Source organism: Bradyrhizobium sp. USDA 4506 (assembly GCF_054058795.1).
Map to the genome: position 1 here is coordinate 114,817 of NZ_JBSSBM010000001.1, position 23,410 is coordinate 138,226.

General features: G+C 60.1%; 20 protein-coding genes and 8 pseudogenes. 11 read left to right on the forward strand and 17 right to left on the reverse strand.

What is annotated here, in order from left to right; genetic code table 11:
• The first annotated feature begins 18 nt into the window (after positions 1–18).
• Together ACVIHF_RS00555 and tnpC (ACVIHF_RS00560) are read left to right on the forward strand one after the other, a co-directional pair.
• On the forward strand, positions 19–237 hold the full coding sequence (locus ACVIHF_RS00555) for a hypothetical protein (protein ID WP_456791436.1): 219 nt from the start codon (positions 19–21) through the stop codon (positions 235–237).
• Between the two features lie 76 nt (positions 238–313).
• Positions 314–1,363: pseudogene (gene tnpC, locus ACVIHF_RS00560) on the forward strand (IS66 family transposase); the annotation flags it as partial.
• A 71-nt stretch (positions 1,364–1,434) separates the two neighbouring features.
• On the opposite strand, the gene ACVIHF_RS00565 reads toward tnpC (ACVIHF_RS00560), so the two are convergent.
• The 4 genes from ACVIHF_RS00565 to ACVIHF_RS00580 form a co-directional block, all read right to left on the reverse strand.
• Complete coding sequence (locus tag ACVIHF_RS00565; protein WP_456791437.1) at positions 1,435–1,992, reverse strand: reverse transcriptase domain-containing protein; 558 nt, start codon at positions 1,990–1,992, stop codon at positions 1,435–1,437.
• A gap of 76 nt (positions 1,993–2,068) precedes the next feature.
• Positions 2,069–3,319 (reverse strand): group II intron reverse transcriptase/maturase, encoded by a 1,251-nt coding sequence (ltrA, locus tag ACVIHF_RS00570; protein ID WP_456791438.1) that lies wholly within the window; start codon positions 3,317–3,319, stop codon positions 2,069–2,071.
• A 558-nt stretch (positions 3,320–3,877) separates the two neighbouring features.
• Positions 3,878–4,330: a reverse transcriptase domain-containing protein gene (locus ACVIHF_RS00575; protein WP_456791439.1), complete on the reverse strand. Its 453-nt coding sequence runs from the start codon at positions 4,328–4,330 to the stop codon at positions 3,878–3,880.
• Positions 4,331–4,384: 54 nt separating this feature from the next.
• Positions 4,385–4,573 (reverse strand): hypothetical protein, encoded by a 189-nt coding sequence (locus ACVIHF_RS00580; protein WP_456791440.1) that lies wholly within the window; start codon positions 4,571–4,573, stop codon positions 4,385–4,387.
• Positions 4,574–5,257: 684 nt separating this feature from the next.
• On the opposite strand from ACVIHF_RS00580, the pseudogene ACVIHF_RS00585 reads away from it, so the two are divergent.
• Positions 5,258–5,800: pseudogene (locus tag ACVIHF_RS00585) on the forward strand (IS66 family transposase); the annotation flags it as partial.
• On the opposite strand, the gene ACVIHF_RS00590 reads toward ACVIHF_RS00585, so the two are convergent.
• The 8 genes and pseudogenes from ACVIHF_RS00590 to ACVIHF_RS00625 all read right to left on the reverse strand — a co-directional run.
• Positions 5,775–6,149, reverse strand: a complete 375-nt coding sequence (locus tag ACVIHF_RS00590) for a plasmid pRiA4b ORF-3 family protein (protein WP_456791441.1) — start codon at positions 6,147–6,149, stop codon at positions 5,775–5,777. The pseudogene ACVIHF_RS00585 and the gene ACVIHF_RS00590 sit on opposite strands and share 26 nt — an antisense overlap.
• Positions 6,121–7,686: an IS66 family transposase gene (tnpC, locus tag ACVIHF_RS00595; RefSeq protein ID WP_456791442.1), complete on the reverse strand. Its 1,566-nt coding sequence runs from the start codon at positions 7,684–7,686 to the stop codon at positions 6,121–6,123. Before tnpC (ACVIHF_RS00595) ends, ACVIHF_RS00590 begins: the two co-directional genes overlap by 29 nt.
• 51 nt (positions 7,687–7,737) lie before the next feature.
• Positions 7,738–8,091, reverse strand: coding sequence for an IS66 family insertion sequence element accessory protein TnpB (gene tnpB / locus ACVIHF_RS00600; protein WP_253610445.1), 354 nt, complete (start codon positions 8,089–8,091; stop codon positions 7,738–7,740).
• Complete coding sequence (tnpA, locus tag ACVIHF_RS00605) at positions 8,085–8,513, reverse strand: IS66-like element accessory protein TnpA (protein WP_253610446.1); 429 nt, start codon at positions 8,511–8,513, stop codon at positions 8,085–8,087. Before tnpA (ACVIHF_RS00605) ends, tnpB (ACVIHF_RS00600) begins: the two co-directional genes overlap by 7 nt.
• 90 nt (positions 8,514–8,603) lie before the next feature.
• Entirely contained in the window at positions 8,604–8,981 is a 378-nt protein-coding gene (gene tnpB, locus ACVIHF_RS00610) for an IS66 family insertion sequence element accessory protein TnpB (RefSeq protein ID WP_375167287.1), read from the reverse strand.
• Positions 8,978–9,373, reverse strand: coding sequence for an IS66-like element accessory protein TnpA (tnpA, locus tag ACVIHF_RS00615; protein ID WP_253610447.1), 396 nt, complete (start codon positions 9,371–9,373; stop codon positions 8,978–8,980). Before tnpA (ACVIHF_RS00615) ends, tnpB (ACVIHF_RS00610) begins: the two co-directional genes overlap by 4 nt.
• Before the next feature lie 87 nt (positions 9,374–9,460).
• Positions 9,461–10,002: pseudogene (locus ACVIHF_RS00620) on the reverse strand (Mu transposase domain-containing protein); the annotation flags it as partial.
• Positions 10,003–10,117: 115 nt separating this feature from the next.
• Positions 10,118–10,375: pseudogene (locus tag ACVIHF_RS00625) on the reverse strand (IS5/IS1182 family transposase); the annotation flags it as partial.
• Between the two features lie 315 nt (positions 10,376–10,690).
• Between ACVIHF_RS00625 and ACVIHF_RS00630 the strand changes: the two are divergent.
• Positions 10,691–10,901: pseudogene (locus tag ACVIHF_RS00630) on the forward strand (IS256 family transposase); the annotation flags it as partial.
• A gap of 7 nt (positions 10,902–10,908) precedes the next feature.
• Positions 10,909–11,115: pseudogene (locus ACVIHF_RS00635) on the forward strand (ISNCY family transposase); the annotation flags it as partial.
• A gap of 189 nt (positions 11,116–11,304) precedes the next feature.
• Here ACVIHF_RS00635 and ACVIHF_RS00640 read toward each other — a convergent pair.
• Positions 11,305–12,201, reverse strand: coding sequence for a helix-turn-helix domain-containing protein (locus tag ACVIHF_RS00640; protein ID WP_456791443.1), 897 nt, complete (start codon positions 12,199–12,201; stop codon positions 11,305–11,307).
• A gap of 142 nt (positions 12,202–12,343) precedes the next feature.
• Here ACVIHF_RS00640 and ACVIHF_RS00645 point away from each other — a divergent pair.
• From ACVIHF_RS00645 to ACVIHF_RS00655, 3 genes and pseudogenes are all read left to right on the forward strand, one after another.
• Positions 12,344–12,496, forward strand: a pseudogene (locus tag ACVIHF_RS00645) (transposase domain-containing protein); the annotation flags it as partial.
• Positions 12,493–13,095, forward strand: a complete 603-nt coding sequence (locus tag ACVIHF_RS00650; RefSeq protein WP_253610449.1) for a plasmid pRiA4b ORF-3 family protein — start codon at positions 12,493–12,495, stop codon at positions 13,093–13,095. The pseudogene ACVIHF_RS00645 and the gene ACVIHF_RS00650, both read left to right, overlap by 4 nt.
• 1,563 nt (positions 13,096–14,658) lie before the next feature.
• A complete protein-coding gene (locus tag ACVIHF_RS00655) occupies positions 14,659–15,222 on the forward strand; it encodes an IS4/Tn5 family transposase DNA-binding protein (RefSeq protein WP_456791444.1) in 564 nt (187 codons plus the stop codon).
• A 115-nt stretch (positions 15,223–15,337) separates the two neighbouring features.
• On the opposite strand, the gene istB is transcribed toward ACVIHF_RS00655, so the two are convergent.
• A complete protein-coding gene (istB, locus tag ACVIHF_RS00660; protein WP_253610451.1) occupies positions 15,338–16,180 on the reverse strand; it encodes an IS21-like element helper ATPase IstB in 843 nt (280 codons plus the stop codon).
• The gene (gene istA / locus ACVIHF_RS00665) at positions 16,177–17,709 is read right to left on the reverse strand and encodes an IS21 family transposase (protein WP_456791445.1); all 1,533 of its coding nucleotides are present in this window, start codon (positions 17,707–17,709) and stop codon (positions 16,177–16,179) included. The genes istB and istA overlap by 4 nt, the downstream gene beginning before the upstream one ends.
• Positions 17,710–17,866: 157 nt before the next feature.
• On the opposite strand from istA, the gene ACVIHF_RS00670 reads away from it, so the two are divergent.
• Both ACVIHF_RS00670 and ACVIHF_RS00675 read left to right on the forward strand, forming a co-directional pair.
• Positions 17,867–18,784, forward strand: a complete 918-nt coding sequence (locus tag ACVIHF_RS00670; protein ID WP_456791446.1) for an IS4 family transposase — start codon at positions 17,867–17,869, stop codon at positions 18,782–18,784.
• Positions 18,785–18,988: 204 nt separating this feature from the next.
• Complete coding sequence (locus ACVIHF_RS00675) at positions 18,989–19,231, forward strand: transposase (RefSeq protein WP_375167176.1); 243 nt, start codon at positions 18,989–18,991, stop codon at positions 19,229–19,231.
• A 382-nt stretch (positions 19,232–19,613) separates the two neighbouring features.
• On the opposite strand, the gene ltrA (ACVIHF_RS00680) is transcribed toward ACVIHF_RS00675, so the two are convergent.
• Positions 19,614–20,810, reverse strand: a complete 1,197-nt coding sequence (ltrA, locus tag ACVIHF_RS00680; RefSeq protein WP_253610453.1) for a group II intron reverse transcriptase/maturase — start codon at positions 20,808–20,810, stop codon at positions 19,614–19,616.
• A gap of 617 nt (positions 20,811–21,427) precedes the next feature.
• Here ltrA (ACVIHF_RS00680) and tnpC (ACVIHF_RS00685) point away from each other — a divergent pair.
• Positions 21,428–22,245: pseudogene (tnpC, locus tag ACVIHF_RS00685) on the forward strand (IS66 family transposase); the annotation flags it as partial.
• On the opposite strand, the gene ACVIHF_RS00690 reads toward tnpC (ACVIHF_RS00685), so the two are convergent.
• Positions 22,216–23,403: an IS110 family RNA-guided transposase gene (locus tag ACVIHF_RS00690; RefSeq protein WP_253610619.1), complete on the reverse strand. Its 1,188-nt coding sequence runs from the start codon at positions 23,401–23,403 to the stop codon at positions 22,216–22,218. The pseudogene tnpC (ACVIHF_RS00685) and the gene ACVIHF_RS00690 sit on opposite strands and share 30 nt — an antisense overlap.
• Positions 23,404–23,410 lie beyond the last annotated feature (7 nt).

The following is a 23,410-nucleotide window of genomic DNA, read 5'->3' on the forward strand; positions in this document are numbered from 1 at the left end:
AAGTCAGAAATCGTCTGTATGGACGTCTATACAGAGACACCGGTCGGCGGGCTTGAGATCGTCGATACGGGCGGGCGGCGGCGCTTCACCGACGAGGCGAAGGCGAGGTTCTGCTGGCCGCGGATCGGGCATCATCGGGTGCAGCTGAATGCTGCGCAGTTGATGGCACTGGTGGATGGGATGGACTGGAAGCGGGTCCGGGCCGCGGCGGTCAAGCCGCCGGAGATTGTTGGGTAAAAGCACTGCGGCGAAGTGAATCAGTGAGCTGAAGGGGCAGGAGAACACCGGGGCAAAATGTGCTCTGGTCGGGTCAATGACGCCGCCCGATCTCAGCCTCCCGAATGACGTAGAGACGCTGAAGGCCATGGTGCTTGCCATGGCCGAGAAAGCGGCCCGCGCCGATGCTCTGGCGAGCGAAGTCGCCGATCTCAAGGCCCGCAACGCCGATGCCGATGCGCGCATCGAGCGGCTGACGCAGACCCTGAAGGCCTTCGACCGCGCCCGGTTCGGCCGACGATCGGAAAAGCTCGGCTAGGCGAATGGCGACGTCGAACAGCAAGCCTTTGTCTTCGAGGAGATCGAGACCGGCATCGCTGCGATCAAGGCCCAGGTCAGCAAGGGCCGTGCGCAACCGGATAGCAAGCGTGCACCGCGTCGGCGCAAGGGCTTTGCGCCCCATCTGGAACGGATCGAAACCGTCATTGAGCCGGAAGAGCTGGCTGAGCATGCCGGCAAGCAGAAAGTGCTGATCGGCGAGGACGTGTCGGAGCGTCTGGATGTGGTGCCGATCAAGTTCCGTGTGATCGTCACGCGCCGTCCCAAGTATGCGTTCAAGAACGCGGACGGCGTGATCCAGGCGCCGGCCCCGGCCCATATCATCGAAGGAGGCATTCCAACGGAAGCGCTTCTGGCCCAGATCGCTGTCGCCAAATATGCCGACGGCCTGCCGCTCTACCGGCAGGAGGCCATCTACGCCCGCGATCATGTCGAACTCGACCGCCAGTTGATGGCGCAATGGATGGGCAAGCTCGGCTTCGAGCTCGAGATCATGGCGGACTACATCTTCAGCGAGGTCAAGAAGGCCGAACGGGTCTTTGCCGACGAAACCACTTTGCCGACGCTCGCTCCGGGCTCCGGATCGACCAAGATGGCCTACTTATGGGCCTATGCCCGAGATGACCGAACCTTTGGCCGCAACGGTCCGCCGATGGTGGCTTATCGCTTCGAAGACAGCCGCGCCGGCGAATGCGCGGTCCGGCACCTCAATGGTTATCGCGGCATCCTGCAGGTGGATGGCTATGCCGCCTATAACAAGCTCGCGCGATCCGATCGCGGCAATGATGGCATCACATTGGCTGGCTGCCGAGTAGGCGGGGATGTTGCCATCCCCGCCCCTCACAGACCCGGACGAGCGGATTACCCGCATCCGGTTCTTCACGCGTAAGCTTCGCTTACGGGACGGCATATTGGTGGACGATCTTGGCTGTCGGCAGCGGGTGTCGCGCGAGCATGGCCCGGAAGCGCGACCACGGCAGATTGCTGTGGCGGCCAACGCCGTGCAAGCCATTTCTTCCATATCCGCGTGATCTGGTGGTGATACCATCTGATCCGTCGGCCGTTGCCGGAGATGCCGTAGTAGGCGCAATGCCCCCGGATCACCCGCGACAAGTGCGCGTGCTGTTCCCGGAACGGACGATGCAGGTTGAGCCGACACCATTCCGTCACGGAAGCCAGCGCGCGGGCATAACGGTCTTTTGCCGTTATTTGTCGGACGACATTCTTACCCTTCCTCGATTGACCCCACACATGGGTGAAGCCAAGGAAGTTGAATGTGGTCCCCGCCGTCGCGGGATAACGCCCACCGGGGCGTTTGAACCGGAAGTCTACGAAGCGGGTCTTGGTCGGATGGAGTTGAAGCCCGTACCGACCGAGCCGCTTACCCAGCACATTCAGCAATCGCTTGCCGGACAGATGGTCCTCGAAGGCGATCACCGGTCGAGTCGCCCGGGGGAGTTTCACCCCCAGGCGCTCACAGATCCGGACGTGAACGTCTCCGCTCATCCGGCTCTTACCGTCCAGCCGCCGTCTTGTGCAGCATCGGCCAATGGGCCAACAGCGTGGGGGTGCGGCACGCAATGTCCCGTACCCAGTGCTCTGCCCGTCTTCGATGTCGCCGCAGACGTTTGTATTTCGACATCGCCCATCGCGCGAGACATCGGTCGAGATGGCGTAGTGTCGGATAAAGCGCCGACTTGTAGTACCGACCATAGTAGTTCATCCAGCCTCGAATGATCGGGTTGAACATCCTCGCCAGGTCGTCGATCCTCTTATCCACCCGGCAGCGTAGTTGCCAGGCACGGATTTCCTGTCGGATTGCCTTCGTCGCGGCATTGCTGACACCGGGGCTGAAGTTGACGAAGTGCTTTCCCCAACGATTCTTCGACCGACGGGCACGGAACGTGTAGCCCAAAAAGTCGAATTTCTGTTCAGGATAATCACCTCGCCGGTCGTCATCCTTACAATAGACTACCTTCGTCTTGTTCGGATGAAGCTCCAGTCCGCATTCGGCAAAGCGCTTCGCAAGCGCCTCCTTCAGTTCTTGTGCCTGCCGCTCACTGTCGCAATGGCAGAGAATATCATCGGCATAACGCTCGAACGGGATGCTCGGATGATTTCTTCGCATCCACATGTCGAACGTATAGTGGAGAAAGAGATTCGCCATCAGCGGTGATACCACCGAGCCCTGCGGCGTGCCCTTCTCTCGGGGTTCAAGGGTGCCGTCTTCCAGTTGAACGGGAGCTTTAAGCCACCGTTCAATGTACAACAACACCCAGGCGCAGTCCGTGTGCTTCCGAATCGCCTTGAGCAAAAGTTCATGCGATATCGAGTCAAAATAGGCCCGAATGTCGAGATCGAGCACGAAGGGATGCCGCCAGCATCGCTGGCGAGCAACCCCAACGGCATCGAGCGCCGATTTTCCGGGTCGATATCCGAACGAGTCTGGATGAAAGTGTTTCTCCAAATCCGGCTCCAGATATCCTTTGACGACCGCCTGAGCAACGCGATCCGACACCGTAGGAATTCCTAGCGGCCTCTTCCCGCCGTCGCGCTTGTCGATCTGCACACGCTTGACCGGCGGTGGAAAGTAGCTACCCGAAGACATTCGATTCCAGAGCTTGTACAGATTGCTCTGCAAGTCTGCCTCGAACACCTCGATCGACTGCTCGTCCACACCGGCTGCGCCCCGATTTGCTTTAACCCGTTTGTACGCCTCCCAAACCCAGCGCTTGGGGATGTCATACGGCTTTGCTTGACCCAAAAGAGTCCTCCCGTTTCCGGTTGTTCTTCCAATCAAGCGGGACAGTGCCGTGCCTTCGCTCCGCCACCATTACAGTGCCTTCGTCACTACTACACACGGCTCCGTCCCTGCATCGCGCATTGGTACTCAGACTCTTGTGGGGCTTCCACTTGAACCATTCCCTTGGCATCGCGATACAGGTTCCCACGTTCCGCACAGAAGCCTGAACCGAGGTCACGCCACCTCGCCTGCCGGACGCCGCCTGAGCCGTAAACAGGTATCGCTCAGACTGATCCCAAGATAACGACTACCCCTTGGTTTTGACGTCTTCCCTACGCTTTCGACAGTTCATCGGTGGTTCGCTTGCGCTCGTCTCCTCGATCCTTACCTGACAGAGTCTTGCTCTGCCTTTTCCGGTCTCGCTCACCACCTCGACCATTGGGCCGAAGCAGCAGCCGGTGGTTTGAACCCTGATCCTGCAACCCGAGTTCGAGGGGCCGCCCCCCATCTTCTGTGCAGCAAGGCTGCTCAAAGGTGCTCTACATCACACCTCCTCCGCGCCGTCGTGGCGCACCGTCATCAGCGTATCGGACCAGTTGGCATCGCCCCTTTGAGCCGCGGTCGCGCCACCTGCTCGAACCATTCATCCAGCACATAATGCAGGTAGATGTTTGCAAGCAGTGGCGAGATCACGCCGCCTTGGGGCGTTCCACCAGTCGTGCGGCGCAGGACGCCCTTTTCGAACACCCCCGCCTTCAGCCATTTATCAATCATCCTCCGGACGATGCCGTCCGCGACTCGCTGATCGAGGAATCGGCGCAGGTGCGTGTGGTTGATGGTGTCGAAGTATTTCGAGATATCGACGTCCACCACCCAACGCAGCCCTTGCTCCATGAACCCATTGCGCAGAGCGTGTAGGGCATCATGGGCCGATCGTCCCGGTCGGAAGCCATATGAGCACGACAAGAAGTCGGTCTCGTAGATCGGCTCCAGCAGCAGGAGAATCGCCCGCTGTGCCACCTTGTCTTCCAATGTCGGGATGCCGAGTGGCCGTTCGGTCCCATCCGCCTTCGGGATGTAGTGCCGTCACACCGGCGGCGCGATGTAACGTCCGGATTTGATGCGCGCCAGAAGATCACAAAGATTGGCCTCCAGGTTCGCTTCATAGTCCGTCGCCATCATGCCGTCGATACCGGGCGCGCCATCCTTGCGCGTCAGGCGATAGGCCTCGAGCATCCATTCACGGTCGATCAGGTGATGCAGCGAGGTCAGCACCCGCTTGGGATTCTTCCTCGCCAGATCGGCTATCCATTGTCGTTTCGTGGACAGGTTCGTGGGACTCAGCGTTCCCTCCCGTGTTTCTCGTCAATGGGTCTTAACGCGTGGCGGCTCCCTTCCCTCGAGCGGGTCCCGGTGAGCCCAGTTCCCCGCCTTCCTCGGTACTACGAAGCCGCTACGACTTCCCGCCGCGCGCGTCCGTCGGCTTATGTCTTCACCTCGGGATTCCACATGCCTTGGTGTTTTCGTGTTCGCGTGCGCGCTCCCGATGCTCGCCAAGTCGGTCATCAGGCCTGGAGCGTTGCTATGGCCGGTGCTCCGTGCCGGCTTTCCCATGTGGGCACAACCGGGACCTCTCAGGTTTCCTGGTGTCCCATCCCGTACCTTTGCCCTGCTCAGAGACCCCGGCCGAACCGGTCAGCCTGGCCATAGCGGCTTTCCCAGTGCTGCCCCCGGATCCAACACGACGAAGGCTTCAGCACGACCGTGATTTCGAGGCTGGTCACAGGGCTTCAGTACCCGCTGTCTACGCTTCACGAGTGACGTTGCCGTCACCCATGCAAGACTCGCTTCCGGCTGGCGGGCTCCGCCTTTGCCGGGAGGGCGTCGAACCCTCTGGGTCACGTTGAAAGGTTTCAGATTACATTCTTCCTCCTTTCCAGGACTTGTCCTGACGCAAGCTGGTCACACTGCAGACGCAAGTTCTACGAGCTGCATGTTGCAGGGAGCTCAGAAGTGGCAACGGCGACGGTCGAGCGGATGGCAAGGCTCTGGCAGGTCGAGAAAACCGTGCGCGGTCAAAGCCCCGACGCTCGCGTTGCCGCGCGCCAGCAAACCTCCGCGGCGATCGTCGCAGATCTCTTCGATCTCTGGCAGCAGACCTTGCGGCGGATCTCCGGCAAATCAAAATTGGCCGAGGCGATCCGCTATGCCGTCTCGCGCCGTGCCATCTTCGAACGCTTCCTGACCGATGGACGTATCGAGCTCGACTCCAACGTCGTCGAACGCGCCATCCGGCCACAAACAATCACGAGAAAGAATAGCCTCTTCGCTGGCAGCGACGGCGGCGGACGAACCTGGGCGACCATCGCAACGCTGCTGCAGACGGCGAAAATGAACAACGTCGATCCGTTCGCCTGGCTCGCCTTAACACTTCAGCGTATCGCCAACGGCTGGCCGAGCAGCCAAATCGACGCGCTTATGCCATGGAACCACGCAGCCTGACGGCCTCAGCTTGCCGCTTACCGCCGAAGTCATAGAGATAATGGATCGTCTTGGCGCCGGTCTCTCGAACGATATCGCAAAGCCGCGCTTTGCGGGCGTCCATGGGCTGGTGGCCGTAATCGTTGTGGGGATCAGGAATCCCCCAACGGACCTCACCAGCGAAGAACTCGAAGAGGTGACTGTTCGTCCAGCCGAATGCCTCCTGAAGCGTCAGGTGCAACCGATCAAGGCGCAGGGTGAGCGGCACGACAAGGCGACGCATCACCTCCGGCTTCACATCCTTGAGGGTCACCTTGATCCGGACCGCGGTGTGTTCAGGCTCATGCCGCCAGCCTCGGATCGTGTGCATGCATCGTGTAGATCGACGCCCAGGGAAGCAGTTCGTCCAATCGCGCCGCAGGCCAACCATTGACGAGCTTGGCGAGAACGTCAGCGAGCCAGTGCTCGGCACTGACGCCATTGAGCTTACAGGTCTCAATGAGCGAAGCCAGCAATGCCCAATTCTCGGCACCTTCGTCGCAACCGGCAAAGAGGGAGTTCTTGGCATTGAGCTTGATCGGCCGCATCGCTCGCTCGACCGCATTGGTGTCCATCTCGATGCGCCCGTCATCAAGGTAGAACGTCAGGCCGTCCCAATGACGCAGCGCGTAACGCAGGGCCTTCGCCGTGTCGCTCTTCTGCGCAAGGTGAGCAAGCTTGGCCTCAAACCACTGCTTCAAGGCTGCAGCCAGAGGCCGGGCATGCGCTTGTCGCCCCGCGCGGCGCTCGTCCGCAGATCGGCCGCGGGGTGCCTTCTCGACCGCGTAAAGCTGGGCGATGCGCTCAAGGGCCTCGCGGGCAACCGGAGCTGGCGCCGGCGCAGCCTCGCGCTCGATCTTCACAAACTGGCGCCGCAGATGCGACCAGCAGAAGGCGAGCGTCCCGGACAGGGCGTCCGCACGCGTCTCTCGGGTCATGGTCTTGTAAGCCTGATAGCCGTCGCAGTGGATGATGCCGCGATAGCCCTCAAGCAGCCGCAAGCCATGAACGGCGCCACGGCCCGGTGCATAGGCATAGATCACCCCAGGCGGATCAGGTCCGGCCCAAGGCCTGTCATCGCGTGACAGCGCCCAGAAGTAGCCGGTTTTTGTTCTGCCGCGCCCCGGATCCAGCACCGGCGCCGGGGTCTCATCGACACAGAGCTTCGAAGAGGCCAGCAGAAGCTGGCGCAGACGATGCCACAAGGGCTTCAATTCCTGGGCGGCGTAGCCGACCCAAAAGGCGAGCGTGGAACGGTCGATGGCGATACCGTGCGTCGCCAGCATCTGCACCTGGCGGTAAAGCGGCAAATGCCAATGATACTTGGCATCGATGACATGCGCGACCAGTCGCTCGGTAGGCAATCCTCCCCTGATCAGTCGCTCGGGCGCGGCGTGCTGGAGGACGACGCCATGACAGGCGCGGCAGGCCAGCTTGGGCCGGCGGGTGACGATGACGCGATACCGCGCCGGCACGACGTCCAGCCTCTGGCTCTCATCGTGGCCGATCTCAAAGAGATCGCCTTTGCAGCACGGGCAGCAGGTTGCAGCCGGCATCAGCGTTTCGACAATGCGTGGCAAATGCTCCGGAAGCTGACCACGGTTGGCTCTGCGCTTGGCAGTTCTCTTCTCGCGGGCTCTGGGATTGGCGCGATCCTCAGCGGCTTCGAGAGCCGCGACGGCCTCTTCGATGTCCTCCAGAACAAGCTGTAGCTGATCAGCGTCCAGCTTTTCCGACGATCGACCGAACTGCGCATCCTTCGCAAGCTTGAGCAACCGCTCGAGCCTGGCGCAGCGATCCAGCAGAGCCGCGGCAAAGACACGCAGCTCGGCTGGATCGCTCGGCAGCTCATCAGGCAAATCACTCATTGGCCCAAGTCTGCCATGCTTCGCGCCTCGATGCAGCGAAGATTTTATGTCCTACGCAAGCGCTTTCGGCTGCAGGATCCGAGGCGCGTGCATCCGCGTCCAATCCATGCCGGCCAGAAGCGCGGACAGCTGGGCGGCATTCATCCGCATCACGCCGGTCACGATGGGAGGCCATTTGAAGCCGCTGCCATCGAGCCGCTTCCAATACATCACAAGGCCGCTGCCATCCCAGACGACAATCTTCACTCGATCGGCGCGCTTCGCACGGAACACCACCGCCACGCCCTTCATCGGGTCATGGCCCAGCGTCTCCTTCGCCAACAGCGCCAAGCCCTCCGCACCTTTTCTGAAGTCCACAGGTTGCGTCGCCACGTAAATCATCAGGCTCGCGGGCGGCGTCAGCATGAACGTGTCCGTCGAAGCGCCAAGAACACATCACTCAACACAGCAAGGCCAGGCGTCCCTCGCACCTCCACTCGTGCCCCCTGCAGTTCAACCGTCAGAACGGCTGCTTCCGGTTCCGGCGACCCGGTGGGCTCTGCGGCCGCCGGTAGCGCCAATTCCGACACCACCGGCACGAACGACAGCGTGTCCGTCGAAGCCGGCAGCACCAACTGGCCCAAACGCGCCCGGCGCCGCCAGTCATGCACCTGCTGGGGCCGGCACCTATGGCGACGGGCGACGTCTGTGACAACCGCCCCCGGCTCGAGGCTTTCTGCGGCAATCTGTGCCTTCAAATCATCCGGCCAGCGCTTTCGACCTGCGCCTGCGTACACTTCGATACGCGGTGACAACGGTCGTCTTATGTCGTCAGAATGGTCGTCCATTGTGAGCCCCCTTCCAGAAGATGACTCTTCTAGCGGTGCTCTCAAGACTCCGCACAAACAATCCAAAGGGCCTCGACGCCACGCTTACGATCAAGCCGCAAATTCAAACCGTAAAACGACTAGCCGACCCGCGTTGGACGTTGAGTTTCTTGAGGATGCCTCCAGTCGATGCCGGACAGCAAGTAAGACACAACTGCGCCGGTGAGATCGATACCGCGCCATCCGCCGCCAAAGGCAAATAAATCGCCCCCGCTCCAAACGTTTCGTAAATAGGCAGGCTCCCTGGGAGTCGTGCCAAATCACCTTCAGCAGGTCACCTCTGCGACCGCGGAAGCAGAATAAGTGGCCGCCCAGTGGGTCCTGACCAAGCACTTCCTGAACCTGCAGCGCCAAGGAGGGGAAGCCTCTGCGCATATCCGTGTGGCCCGTCGCCAGCCACACCCGCACGCCCGTCGGGATCGGGATCATCGGCGCTCCAGTCCGCGAACAATTCGAACCACCACCTCGACATCCGCGCCGGGACCGAAGACCACGCGCAGCCCTTTCGGGCTTACGATTTCGATCTGACCTGCCTCAACAGCTTCCGTCGTTGGGGACGTACTCGCCACAACTATCGCAGGGACAAACGTCGGGCGGATCGAACTCTCTCCAGCCCCATAATTGGAGGCCAAAGCCTTGCGCCAATTCAGCAGAAGCTGGCGTGAGATCCCGTACCGGCGAGCGGTCGCCGAAACCAGTCGTGGCCCCGCGAAGCTCTCTTCTACGATCCTGAGCTTCTCCGCACTCGTCCAGCGGCGCCGCCGACCGGTCTCAACCACCTCTATGCGGCTCAGCACCGCACTGTCCTTATGCACATCCATAAGGACGGTCAGCTACGCTCCCAATCTTTTCACAAGGCGGCCTTGTTCGGATACGTACGGTGGTCAGCATCGCGATGTTCCTTTCCTTCATTGATAATAGCCCCCACCACGGATGTTGGCGTGCGAGGGGGTGGCTTTGACGGGTGCGGCAGCAGGGCTCGCGCGGTCGAGCCCGGATTTGAGGATCGCGCTCACCGAGGAGTAGCTGATCGCGTTGATGACGAGTGCCCGCTCGCAGGCCGCTTCGAGCCGATCGCGCTCGTAGCGCCGTGCCAGGGCGATGATCCCATGGCGGAGCGATAACCCTGCTCGGGATGCGGGCGCTCACGCATCATCCGCTCGACCAGAGTGGCGGTGTTGACGCCGATCCGCGCTGCCATCTTGATCAAGCTCGCCGGCGTCATATTGGCATAACGCTGATGGGCCTTGGGCATGTGCTCGTTCACGGTGACATGGCCGCTGCGCTGAGAGCGGCGCACATGGCTGGCGACACGCGTGTGATCCTGGAAGATCTCGACGGCTCGATAGGTGAGCCGGACGTCCATCCGACGGCCGATCAGCCGGTGCGGGACCGAGTAAAAGGTCTTGTCGACTTCGACGTGATAATCGGGGTGGACCTCCCGCGATTGCCCCGGCTACGCAACCCGACCAGCTTCGCCCGGGCAATCGCTCACGGCGGCGCTTCATTAAAATCCCATGGCGTTGTGAGGAAACAATCACCTTGACAGCAATTTACTTATGTGAGGGGTTCTCGATCCAGCGAGCGCACAGCACCTCATCTGCCAGGTTGTGCATGTGCTTCAAAATGAACAGGCCAGCGACTAGCCGCGTCGGCAAGCCCGGCTGTCCCGACCCTGCTTGGCACACCGAACTGAAGCGCTCATTCAGGATGTTCCAGTCGATCAGCGCTGCCAACCGCACCAACGGATGACCCATGTCGATGATCTGATCAAGCGCCGGAAGCAACAGGTCTTTCTGGCGATCATCCCGCGGCTTGCTCATCGCATCCCCCAATGTCGACGACGCCGTCAGGGAATCACGAATCGCCCAAAAGCAAAACCTTAAAACGCAAGAAAGCGAGGTCCAACACCCCATTGCTTTCCTGCAAAATCGAATACTACATCAAGATCAATTCTACTTATTTCTCAGGTCAATCCGCATTCTTCACGGACGACCCAAGAACCCGCAGCGGACCACGCTATTGTGAGGTGCCGGCTAAGGGTTTTTCGCGCTCAGGTATCTTAAAATCGTTTCTTTTTTAAAAAAGAAAACTATCGAATAAGATAAGCGTGGTGCCGATCTGAAGGAGCAGATTGTCGCGGAAAGCCTCCGTCGGCTCGCCGACTTCGTCGCCTTCATGGAGAAGCGCAAAGCCGGTCGTCACGACGAAGCTGGCAATGGAATCATATTCACAAGGCGCGCAACATCATGGGACGCCTGCCGAAAAAGCATCAGACGGCCACCCCGTCGCGTGCTGCGTCAGGCCTGGGAGTTCGATGACGCCGACAAGGCTGAAAAATTGATCCGCACAGCGGTCAGCGCGCGGCAGCTTCATCCAGCCCCTCGTGCTCACCGACGTCGTGACCGGTTGGACTAGAGTGCGCTCCATTGATTGATTGTGCGAACAGACACTGCTGAGCACTGTGCTGATGGAATTGCGCAAACAATTGCCCTTCGCGCTGCTCGGTCTCGATACGGACAACGACACCGTGTTTATGAACGAGACGCTGAAGGCCTACTGCACCTTCTGGGTGTCCGAAACTTCGACGCCTTCATTATCCTTTGCTCCCTCCCAGCCGGTGGATTTGGCAACGAACATTCTAGTCTAAAGAATGCTCCAGTTTGCCTGACCCGGATCATGTTTGTCATGACACCGCTTAAGTAAGTTCCCGTACAGCAGAACCTCATTTCAAGCGCTTTGCCATCGAGCTTTAGCTACATTGTCGCCTGTATGCAGATGGTACGATGCCAAGCGCTCGCTTGAAAACCGTTGTGAAGTGCGCATGATCCGCGAAACCGCAAACGGACGCAATCTGCGCAAGCGGCAGATCAGACTCGGACAACAGGTCTTGGCCGCGCTTTAAGCGAACCCTCGTGAGATATTGGTGCGGCGTCGTGTTCAAGGTCCCTGTAAAACGTCGGATAAATGCTGCACGATTGACCCCAGCAACCGCTGCGAGTTCATTGAGCGATATATTCGAGGACAGATGTTCTCGAATGTATTCCTGGACACGCTGGGTCTGATGGGCGCTAAGCCGACTATCCGCACGTATACCGGGGCGCCTCAGAACAGCGTACTTTCCGAGTATTGCGGATGCCAATGCTCGAGACAGATATTCGATTTTGAGGCCAGAATGGTGCGCCGGCTCATGGAGGGTCTCCACCACCGAACGTAACAGGAACTCCATGCATCGATTTTCAGCGCCGAACGTGGGGACGACCTCAACTGTGGAAGCGCCATCGAAGAGTTCGCTGGCCACCTCATTGAAGAGCTCGTCCTTCAGAGTTATGTGCAAAGCGCGGATCGTCGATTTGAGCCGCACCGCGAGTGGCGTCTTTGGGCCCACAATCGATATCCTCCCCGGCTGCATGATCATATGCTCCTCACGACAACCAAGATTCCGGCATATATCAGCCTGCGAGAGGACCATTGCTAACCATAAGCTTGGGATACCATCATGTCTCGCCTCATGCGGCTGTTCTTCGGTTAGGGCCGCATGCAGATTAGGCCACCCCAGTCGGTCGCTCGTCCTTAGAAATGAAATGCCGTTGCCGATATCGATCGCTGTCTGAGGTAAGCTAAGACCACAGCGTGAACTGTTTTTCATCCTCATAGTTCCCATCGCACACGCGCGGACAAATCCAATTTCTTGACAATTCGTGCGCTGATGATCGGTCGAAAATTTATTGATCCGGCCATTTTTGTTGCGCTGTACCAACCCGTTCGGCATAGTTCGGCGGGCGGCATAAACCTGTAAGCTCAATGGCGTCAGTGCCGAGCACTGGCTCGCTGACGTTCTCGCCAAGCTCGTCAATGGTTGGCCTGCGGCGCGACTGGACGAACTGCTTCCCTGGGCGTCGACCTATACGATGCATACACACGATCCGAGGCTGGCGGCATGAGCCTGAACACGACCGCGGTCCGGATCAAGGTGACCCTCAAGGATGTGAAGCCGGAGGTGATGCGTCGCCTTGTCGTACCCGTCACCCTGCGCCTTGATCGGTTGCATCTGACGCTTCAGGAGGCATTCGGCTGGACGAACAGTCACCTCTTCGAGTTGTTCGCTGGTGAGGTCCGTTGGGGGATTCCTGATCCCCACAACGATTACGGCCACCAGCCCATGGATGCCCGCAAAGCGCGGCTTTGCGATATCGTTCGCGAGACCGGCGCCAAGACGATCCACTATCTCTATGACTTCGGCGACAGCTGGGACCATGTGATCAAGCTCGAAAAATGGTTCGAGAACACCACGACGGAGGGGCTTCCCTTCCTGCTCGAGGCCGCCGGTCGTTGTCCTCCGGAAGACGTCGGCGGTGCGGCAGGCTATGCCGAATACCTCGCCGCCATCGGCGACCCCACCCATCCAGAGCACGAAGACATGCGCCTCTGGGGCCCGGAGCGGTTCGATCCCAACGTCGTCGACCGGAGGGCGCTCGAAGCCGCCGTCAACGCGTTGTCCGACACATGGATACCGCGGCGACGCGCCACGCGAACAAAATAGGCGTCAAGCGTCATTCAAAAGGGCTGCAGGGCTACGCTTACGGTCGTTCGCCCGCACCTCCTAATTCTCCGCAGCTGCCGCCACAGTCGCGACTTCAACGATTTGCAACGTGTTAATCAACGGATTTGCAGTCCGTTGCGCCAACCCGTTGCAATCCGTCCCTCCAAATCTTTGCGAATGGGACGTAAACGCCGCTTACGGCCTTAGCGTGTCTGCGGGAACAAATCTTATTCCGACCCCAGCTTGTGACGGCACCCACCCGCTGATCTAGACTCTCCTGCCTGGAACTTTGCCCCACGTACCGGCGGAGGCGGCAGAGAATCTTGGGATCGCTGCTCGGTGTCTCCAGCAGACTATCGGATGATCAAATTGCGATATTCTGAACAAGGATGTTATTCACCAAAACAGGCCCGATAACAGCCCAGCCACAGAGGTCCATGCTGATGCTACGTCCAACCGTTGCTCATTCACTCAGTTCTGGCGAATTCAGCGCGGTCGTGCAGGCGCAGACTGCGCCACCAAGCAGGCCCTCGCCGACACCCGTCGAACACAGCGCTGCATCGCGTGATCACCATCTTGCGCGTGAACCGGAAGGTGCAGTGGGTGGTGTCGAAGTGGTTCGAGCTAGCGATGTTTTTGCCGATGCCCTTGGCAGGGTGCGCACTTCGGCGACGACAACAGTCAGCGTTCGTCATCACTTACGGGGCGCCATGAGCTCTGAAGCAACTGACCGATCGGAGCGATCTCGTACCGCGAAATGCGGCGGAGACAGACGATCTCAGGACTGTGCCGCTAACACGTAAAGAGTTGGCTGAACTTGCCAAGTTTGGGCCACCTCGTCCAGGGCGTCCTTCGTTGAACCTTGACAAGCTAGCAAGGCAGAACTGTTTGAAGTGTATGAAGACGAGGTTGAAGCGGAGAAGGAGTCGGAAGCGCCCCCTACGTTTAAGGAAGCGAAGAGGGCGTCAAAAGCAGAGGCTGAGTGGAAGTCAAAAGCACCCCCTACGTACGAGGAAGCGCTGAGGGAGCTAGCAGCAGATGCGGAGAGGGAGTCAGAAGCGCCCCCTCCCTTAGAAACTCCGAGAAGCGGAATCAGCAGGGTCGCCCGCGTTTTCGCAGCTATCGGCAACTCGCTTATGCCCGGGTTGGACGACCCCGGCGACATTGTATACCTTCCTGCGCACGTCAACCCGCATCGGTAGTCGTTCGACGTTGCCTGTTTGTAGTTCGACGTTATGACCCGTGGTCTGAGCTGGGTGGCCCCCCGTATTCTTTGCAGCTGTAAGCAAACCGGGGGTGCTCACCGGCTGGAGCGGCTCAATGCTGAGCTCGCCGGGTTGGTGTCGAACTGGCCGATAGCGCCGGTGGTTGCGGCCTATCAGGTACTGCTTGGTGTCTCCTTCATCGTTGTCAGCGATGTCCATCGTTTGTAACCGGTATGAGCCCCTTTCAATTACCCACATTTGACGTCGGATTTGAGCGAGGCGCGGCGGGCGAAATCTTGAATCGGCAGAATCTGTTGTGATTCATTGTTGAGCACCTGATTCGGAAGTGGGGTGCTCGATGGGTCTGTTGAAGGAACGCGCGGAGACGCGTGCTCAGCGATTGACGACCGGTATCGAGACGTGGGTTGATCGAGAAACTGCGGGATGCGAGTTTAAGGATGAGCGGCTTGGTCGCCGGTTCTGCAAATTGCTCGCACAAGTCGGGAGCGACATGGGTCAAAGCATCCCGTTGGTTTGTCAGGACTGGGCCAACACGAAGGCCGCCTATCGCTTCTTCTCCAACGAGCGGGTCAATGAGGCGGATATTCTTTGCGGTCATTTCGAGGCGACGCGCGGGCGCGTAGCGGCGACGGAGGGACCGATCCTCGTCCTCCATGACACGACGGAATTCAGCTTCAAGCGCGAGAAGCCGGATCTGATCGGCTTTACGGGCAAGACGGCAGGACGCATACAGTGCGGCATCCTGATGCATTCTAGTCTCGCCGTGACGACCGAGGGGCTTCCGCTCGGACTGTCGGCAATCAAGTTCTGGACCCGCAAGAAGTTCAAGGGGACGACGGCGCTGAAGCGAAAGATCAATCCGACACGGGTGCCGATCGAGCAGAAGGAGAGCATCCTATAGCGCGACAATCAGGATGAGAGCGGCGCGTCAATCAAGATGAGACGAGGCGGCCGAGTCAGGAGATAATTGACGCTGGCCGTCGACTTGGCAAGCGTTGATTGACGCTGCGCGACAATCAAGCGGCGCTGCCAGCGTCAATCAAAGTCTTGTCGAGTTCGTTTGGGGTAGTGTGAGCAGGCGGCCGGCCTGGACCGCGCTTGCGATCGAGGGCAACTTTTCGACGGTAACTTTCGACGTTCATCTCGAGGATCGTGGCGTGGTGGACCAAACGATCGATGGCAGCCAACGTCATTGCTTGGTCCGGGAAGATACGCCCCCATTCGCCAAATGGCTGATTGGCCGTGATCAGCAGCGAGCGTCGTTCGTAGCGGGCGGCGATCAACTCGAACAACACACTGGTTTCCGCCTGATCCTTGCTCACATATGTGATGTCGTCGAGGATCAGGAGGTCATAGCGATCGAGTTTGGCGATCGCGGACTCCAGCGCCAGCTCGCGCCGCGCGACCTGCAACCGTTGCACCAGATCAGTGGTTCGCGCGAAGAGAACGCGCCAACCGTTCTCGACGAGAGCCAGGCCGATCGCCGCGCCGAGATGGGTCTTGCCGCCGCCCGGTGGACCGAACAAGAGCAAATTGGCGCCGGCCTTCAACCAGGCGTCGCCGGCGGCGAGCGCCATCGCCTGTGCCTTTGATAGCATCGGCACGCTTTCGAAGTCGAAGGTTGCGAGCGTCTTGCCGGCGGGCAAACGCGCTTCCACCATGTGCCGCTCGATCCGACGGCGGGTGCGATCGGCGGCCTCGTGCTCGGCAAGGGCGGCGAGGAAGCGGGCGGCAGGCCACCCTTCCTTGTCCGACTGTGCGGCGAGCTTCGGCCAGATCGCCTTGACGCCCGGCAGGCGGAGCTCATTGAGAAGCAGCTCGACACGGGCAGCATCGACGGAGGTAGCGATACCGGTCATGCTGCCTCTCCCAGGTTCGAGCGGCCCGACATGACGCTGACGGAGGCGAGTTCATCGTAGACGTCGAGCGGCGCCAGCTTGACGGCGACACGCGGGATCGAGGCCGCCTCGGGCCGGAAGCGGTCGCGCAGCGCGGCAAGATCGGGTAACTGTCCGGCGTCCAGATCCATCGCGATCGCCTCGGCGAGTTCTGCTTCGCAGGCGCGCTCGTGAGCCAGCGCCAGAAGCTCGACCGTCACCTTGCAGGCGCGCCGGTCATCACCATGCTCCCGCAAGGTCTCGAACAGACGTTTGTAAGCTGCGCGCGGGAAGAGTTGGTCGCGATAAACGAGATTGAGGAGCGCCATCGGCTTGCGCCGCAGGGCATGGATGACATGCCGGTAATCCACGACATGACCGCCCTGGCTCTCGGACACAGGCCGACCGCGCCGCAGCGTCACGACCGGTGTGACGCCAAGGAAGCATTCGAGCCGGTCGTCGAAGATGCGCACACGCAGGCGATGGCCGATCAATCTTGAAGGCACGGTGTAGAACACGCGCCGCAGGATGAAGCCGCCTGACGACGTCACCGGGATCACTTTCTCCTCGAAGTCGGTCGTGCGGCCTTTTGGCAGCGGCGCCAATGCCTCCTTCTCGAGCGCGATCGGCTTGGCGAGGTTGGCGTTGCGCCGGCCGACAATCTCGTCGACAAAAGCCCGGTACGCATCGAGACTGGCGAAGTCGCGCGTCCCCCGCAGCAACAGCGCATCTTCCAGTGCCCGCTTGAGATGGCCGTGCGCGCTCTCGATCGAGCCGTTCTCATGTGCGATGCCCGCATTGTTGCGCGTTGGCGCCATGCCATAGTGGCCCATCAGCCCGGCGTAGCGCTGCGTCAGATCCTCCCGTGCGTCGGCGGCCAGATTGCGGAACGCTGCCGACAGGCTGTCGCTGCGATGCTCCCGCGGCACGCCGCCAAGCGCCCACAGCGCGTTCTGCAAGCCCTCCGCCAGGGCGACGAAGCTTTCGCCGCCGAGCACGACATGGGCATGCTCGAAGCCGGAGAACGCCAACCGGAAGTGATAGAGCCGGTGACCGAGCGGCTCACCCGCGATGGTAATACCGAGCGCGCTCACGTCGGTGAAGTCGGACAGACCCAGGCGGCCGGGCTCGTGCTGCTGGCGGAAGATCACGTCCTGTTCGGGGCCGTTGAGCGCCCGCCAGGCGTTGATGCGCCGCTCCAGCGTGCGGCGGATGTTCGGGTTCAGGTCATGATGCCGTCGGCGCAGCTCGTCCAGCACGCCGATCACGCGGATGCCGGGCGCAGCCTTCAGGATCGGAACGATCTCGGCCTCCCAATACTGCGCGAGCGGATCGGACCGGCGCCGGCCCCTCGGCGTCTTCTTCTGCGATGGCGGGCGACAATCGCCCTCGATTCGATACGCGCTTGCCTTCGAGAACCCCGCCTTGGCCGCGGCGGCCTCGGGGGACAGTGTCTGTCGGTAGGTCATGTACAGCCTCATCTGGTGGTCGGTGATGTGGAGGCCAGGCAAGGCATCGATTCCCTCTTGTCGAGACGAATCAACAGCTTGCACCAGCCGCACCCGGCCGCCAGACGGGTCCAAAAACGCGCGACGCCGATGGGGACGGTCCTCCGGTCGGGCTACGCCCTCCCTTCGGTCCGCCCCCATCGGCGCAGTCTCACCTTGATTGTCGCTGAAGTCTCACCCTGATCGCCGCCGCGCAAGCATCCGCTGGCTCGAGAATTTACGGCAATCGACCGACCTTCTCGCTGCCCCTGAACGATGCGTTCATATTGGTGATCGCGAGAGCGACATCTATGAGCTGTTTTGCCTGGCCGAGGAGGTTGGAACGCATTTTTTGGTGCGAACCTGTGTTGATCGGCTTGCCGGGGACGGCAATCATACAATTGCCGACGAAATGGACGAGGTGACGATCAAGGGTCTGCATCGGATCAAGGTCAAGGACGACAAAGGCGATCCCGACGACGCCGTTCTTGAGATCAGGTACCGCAAGATACGCGTCCTGCCGCCGATCGGCAAACAGACGAAATATCCCGCACTCACTCTGACCGTGATCCACGCTCAGGAGCGGGGAAGGCCGAAGCGGCGAAAGAAAATCGAGTGGAAGCTCCTCACCGATCTCCCGGTCCAATCGCGCAAGGACGCCATCAATAAGATCGAATGGTATGCCTTGAGGTGGAAGATCGAAGTCTTCCATAAGATCCTCAAATCGGGCTGCAAAGCAGAGGACTCAAAATTGCGAACTGCTGAGCGTCTGGTCAATCTGATCGCGGTCTTCTGCATTGTGAGTTGGCGCGTCTTCTGGATGACGATGCTCAATCGCTCCTCGCCGAATACCCTACCGCAAACCGCGCTGACAGATCCCGAAATCAGGCTTCTTGATCATTTTGTGAAAGACAGGGGTGGCGATTGCTCTCGACGAAGCACGCTCCCGCACTATGTCGTCAAGATCGCGCGGCTCGGAGGATATTTAGCCCGAGCCAACGATCCGCCTCCAGGAAATACCGTGATCTGGCGCGGACTATCGCGGCTGACCGACATCGAACTGGGAGCTGCGATCGAGGCAAAAATTATGGGTAATTGAAAGTATGAGCCCCCCACCTGGGCATCGCGCGAATGAGATGCGATACAGCCGGGTATGAACTGTCTTTTGGAGGTGGGCTATGGCAGATGCCATGCATGAAGCCATGCTTGATGCCAGGCAGGAAGGCGGCTCCTATCGTCGGATCGAGGTGATCACGGGGCAGCGTCGGCGACGGCATTGGACGGCGGAAGAGAAGGCCGGATCGTGGCGGAGAGCTTCGAGGAAGGGGCCAATATTTCCGAGGTCGCTCGGCGCCACGGCGTTGTCCGTGGGCTGCTGACGGTGTGGCGGCGCAAGTGCGCGACGGCAGCGAGCTTTCAGGCGCCAGGCCTACCTTCTTCCGGCGATTTCTCTCCGGGAAGAGGAAGGCTTCTCCAGTTGCTTTGCATGTCCTTGTCACCGTGCTGTCGCTTTCACCCCGCCGAAATGATCCGTCGCATCAGTTAGCATTCGTCGGATCATGCTGCCTTCGCCCCTAAACTGCGGGCTCGGCTTTCGGTTCTGAGCATTTTCCAGGCCACAGCGCGTTCTCTTTTGATACGGCCCGGTGACTCGTGAGCTCCCCAAGGGAGTCTTTGTCGATAGGCTTCAGAAATTCGGTTTCTCTCCTTTCTGCTATCCACACTACGGGGAGCTAACTTTTTCCCCGGCAGGACTAACTCCTGCTGAACATGCCAGCCTTCGCTGGACGCACGTAGGGTCGAGGACTGGCGCGCCGCTCGACCAAATTTTCGATCGCGCACGTTTCCAGCCCCCGCCACATCGCACGCAGCATGCGGATTTCCCGCACTACGCGCTCCCATTTGCTTCGCACCAAGGCTTATTTGACCTATCGTGCTGGAGCGGCTTTCGCCTTGCCAGTACTCGCCCGGTAGCCATTGAACAGCTTCAAGGTGTCGTACAGCCACGACCTACTCCACTGCTTCCAGCCGAAGCCTTTTCGTTTCCGAGCCTTCGCCAGATGGCGTCTGACCTTCTTCTCTACCCAGTTTCTGATGTAGGCGAAACATTTACCGGAATCGCCCATCGCGAAGTAGTTTACCCACCCTCGGAGCTTCGGATTGATCAGGCTTATCACCCGGCCAATCGGTTGCGACCGGTGGCGGCGAAACACTTCCTTGAGCCCCCGCAGAAGCGCCGTCCGCTTTTTGAGCTTGGGCGTGTAATACGGCCGCATCACTCCGCGCAGACTGCGGAGGTAGCGGAAGTCGAATCCCAGAAAGCCGAAGCTCTCGCCTCGTTCCAGGTCGACTATGCGGCTCTTCTCATCATTCACTTCAACCTGCAGTTTGGTGAACTCTTCCCGCAATCGCTTGTCTATGGCACCGAGCAGCCAGTCATGCCGCTTGTGGGCGTCGATCAAGACCACCAGATCGTCAGCGAATCGTGCATATTCGACGTTGGTGTACTTGCCGCGACGAGTTACCTCACGCGCTCGCTCCAGCATCTTATCCACCTCGTTGAGGTAGAGATTACTGAGCAAGGGTGAAATTACCCCGCCCTGTGGAACGCCCTTCTTGCTAGATGCTTTCAGCATCAGCCGCAGCAGATGCAGAATTTCCTTGTCGTCGATTCGCAGAGCCACCTTCTCTAGCATCCGATCGTGCCGGATGTTGTCGAAATAGGCGCGCAAATCAACGTCGAGAATCCGCGTCTTCCGCTCGGCTACTGCCTGGGCAACTCGCTTGATCGCTTCATGTGCCGTACGCTTGGGCCGATATCCAAACGATCCCGGTTGGAAATCCGCCTCGAATACAGGTTCGAGTACGAGCTTGAGCGCGCCTTGCACCACTCTGTCGCGGATAGCCGGAATCGACAGAACGCGGACCTTGGAGCCCCCGTCCTTCGGTATTTCCCGCTTCCTTGATGGGAGTGGCTGATAGCTGCGCCCGATCAGTTCGTCCCGTAATTGTTCGAGTAGCGACTCCACGCCTCGCGCTTCGATGGCTTCGAACGTCACTCCGTCTATTCCCGGAGCGCCGTCGTTTTCTTTCGCCATCTCATACGCTACGCGCAGCGTCTCCATCTTACACACGTGGACGTATAGACCCCAGAAACGCCAAGACGGTTCAGCCTTCGCCTTGACGTATAGCCTCCGCCTCAGGTCCTGCAAATCGATGGACGCCTTTGTCATCTCGTCCTTGCCTTCCTTACGTTGGAGACATCACAAATGGCAGGGTCCCTTCGCTCCACGGGTGTTACCCCGCTTCAGCGCTACTGCGGACCCGGCCGCCACCTTCTCATCTTCGGCCGATTTCCCGGGGGCGCCGGTTATACGGCCTACCTTCTTCCGGCGATTTCTCTCCGGGATGAGGAAGGCTTCTCCAGTTGCTTTGCATGTCCTTGTCACCGTGCTGTCGCTTTCACCCCGCCGAAATGATCCGTCGCATCAGTTAGCATTCGTCGGATCATGCTGCCTTCGCCCCTAAACTGCGGGCTCGGCTTTCGGTTCTGAGCATTTTCGAGGCCACAGCGCGTTCTCTTTTGATACGGCCCGGTGACTCGTGAGCTCCCCAAGGGAGTCTTTGTCGATAGGCTTCAGAAATTCGGTTTCTCTCCTTTCTGCTATCCACACTACGGGGAGCTAACTTTTTCCCCGGCAGGACTAACTCCTGCTGAACATGCCAGCCTTCGCTGGACGCACAGTTCGGCATGCATATCCCGCTCAACCGCCAGAGTGCGCGCTTCAAGTGCGAGGGGATCGACCTGCCGTTGTCGACGCTGGCCGACCAGGTCGGCCACGGGACCTTCGCCGTCATGCCGCTCTTCCACTTGATCGAACGCCATGTGCTCGCTGCCGAGCGCCTTCATGGCGATGACACCACCATCCGTATCCTGGCGAAGGGCAAGTGCACGACCGGGCGGATCTGGACTTATGTGCGGGATGACCGGGCCTGCGCCGCCGGCGGCGGTCTATTACGCCTCGAGCGACCGACGAGGCGAGCATCCCCAGAAGCATCTGGCCGCCTTCGCTGGCATCCTGCAAGCCGATTGCTACAGCGGGTTCGAACCGCTGTTCGACCCGCAGAAGAAGGTGCGGCCGATTACGCCGGCATTTTGCTTTGCCCATGCACGACGGGGCTTCTTCGAGCTGGCTGACATCGAGAAAAATGCTCGGGAAGGTAAGAAGGGCAAGCCGGCCTCTCCGATTGCGCTGGAGGCGGTCAGGCGCCTCGATGCGTTGTTCGAGATCGAGCGCGACATCCAACGGCCGCGGCGCCGACGAGCGTCGCGCCGTGCGACAGGAACAGAGCAAGCCACTCCTCGACGACATGCACGCCTGGTTGCTGCGTGAGCGCGAAACCCTCTCGCGCTCGTCCGAGGTCCTGAAGCCGATCAACTACATGCTCAGGCGCTGGGAGGGCTTCGCCCGCTTCCTCGACGACGGCAGGATCTGCTTGACCACGGATGGTGTTGAGAAGTCCTTACCTTCAGTTCGTGGCAACTTTTTTTGGTTTTTCCTTCCAGGCAGCCACCATGCGTTCGTAGGCCTGTTCGACGCGTGCGACGTAACCAGCTTCCCGTTCGCGGATTTCCTTGATCCAATAGTCCCGGCCCGGGCCAGCCTTGCCGTAGGCACGGGGAGCCCCAGCCTTTAGAGCCACCTTCCGGAGTTTCATTGCCGTGAACGCTGGCCGCGCGTAAGCGTAGTCCTTCCCGGTCGTCAGGACGTGCCAGATCATGACTGCGAGCTTGCGCGCCGTCGCAACGGCTGCGACCCCGGCCCCGTGCTTTTTCTGCGTGCGGTTGAAGAATGCTCGCAACGGACCCGGCGCCGTCTTGGCTGACCACGCCGCCTCAACCAGCATCTTGCGGGCGTCACGGTTGCCCTGCTTCGAGATCCGGCCATGCCGTGCCGGGTGCTCGCCTGACTGCCGAACCCGCGGAGTCAACCCGAAATAGCTGCTGAGCTTATCCGGCGACGGGAAGCGTGCAATGTCGCCGATGGAGGCCAGTACACTCGATGCGACAACCGAACTCACGCCGGGGATCGTCATCAGCTTGAGGGCCCGTGGATCGCCCAGAGCCTGCTCGGCCACGACTTTGTCGATCTCCGACAGTTGCTTCGTCACGCGTTCGAGTTCCGCGATCAGACGCCAGAGCATTGCACGCTCCTCCGGTGGAAGAGGCAGACTGTCCAGCCAATGCTGTCCGCGCTTGCCGAACAGATAGCCTTTGTAGGGCGGGATAAGGTTGGCATGCAGGATAGCCTTCATGCGTCCTTTGATCCGGATGATCTGCGCCAAGACGCCAGCGCGCTCGGCCATCTGGCGCCGGCGGCTGTAGGTGTCCTCGTCAGCAACCCAGACCTCCGGCAAGAAGCCGGCAGCATGCAACTTTGCCAGGGTCCCAGCATCGACCTTGTCCGTTTTGACTCGCGCATAGGCGATCGCCCGAACGAGCCTCGGATTGGCGACCGCGATGCGCTTAACGTGCGGGCGCAGAAGACGTTCGACCGCGGCGCTGTTGCCCGTCACCTCGATGACCACCTCATCCTCGAGGCTGAGTGTCTTGGCGAAGGCGACAAGCCTATCGTGAACGAGCTCTACGCGGAGCTGTCGGATTATTGTTCCGTCCTCCAGGATCGCCACCTGGGCGAACGATCGGTGGATATCCATGCCAACG

Excerpts from the sequence above, each read along its gene's own strand:
- ACVIHF_RS00555 (WP_456791436.1), top strand. The coding sequence starts at position 19 with ATGGACGTCTATACAGAGACACCGGTCGGCGGGCTTGAGATCGTCGAT.
- ACVIHF_RS00590 (WP_456791441.1), bottom strand. The coding sequence starts at position 6,149 with ATGCACACGATCCGAGGCTGGCGGCATGAGCCTGAACACACCGCGGTC.
- tnpC (WP_456791442.1), bottom strand. The coding sequence starts at position 7,686 with ATGAGTGATTTGCCTGATGAGCTGCCGAGCGATCCAGCCGAGCTGCGT.
- tnpB (WP_253610445.1), bottom strand. The coding sequence starts at position 8,091 with ATGCTGACGCCGCCCGCGAGCCTGATGATTTACGTGGCGACGCAACCT.
- tnpA (WP_253610446.1), bottom strand. The coding sequence starts at position 8,513 with ATGGACGACCATTCTGACGACATAAGACGACCGTTGTCACCGCGTATC.
- tnpB (WP_375167287.1), bottom strand. The coding sequence starts at position 8,981 with ATGATCCCGATCCCGACGGGCGTGCGGGTGTGGCTGGCGACGGGCCAC.
- tnpA (WP_253610447.1), bottom strand. The coding sequence starts at position 9,373 with ATGGATGTGCATAAGGACAGTGCGGTGCTGAGCCGCATAGAGGTGGTT.
- ACVIHF_RS00640 (WP_456791443.1), bottom strand. The coding sequence starts at position 12,201 with ATGAAAAACAGTTCACGCTGTGGTCTTAGCTTACCTCAGACAGCGATC.
- ACVIHF_RS00650 (WP_253610449.1), top strand. The coding sequence starts at position 12,493 with ATGAGCCTGAACACGACCGCGGTCCGGATCAAGGTGACCCTCAAGGAT.
- ACVIHF_RS00655 (WP_456791444.1), top strand. The coding sequence starts at position 14,659 with ATGGGTCTGTTGAAGGAACGCGCGGAGACGCGTGCTCAGCGATTGACG.
- istB (WP_253610451.1), bottom strand. The coding sequence starts at position 16,180 with ATGACCGGTATCGCTACCTCCGTCGATGCTGCCCGTGTCGAGCTGCTT.
- ltrA (WP_253610453.1), bottom strand. The coding sequence starts at position 20,810 with ATGGAGACGCTGCGCGTAGCGTATGAGATGGCGAAAGAAAACGACGGC.
- ACVIHF_RS00690 (WP_253610619.1), bottom strand. The coding sequence starts at position 23,403 with ATGGATATCCACCGATCGTTCGCCCAGGTGGCGATCCTGGAGGACGGA.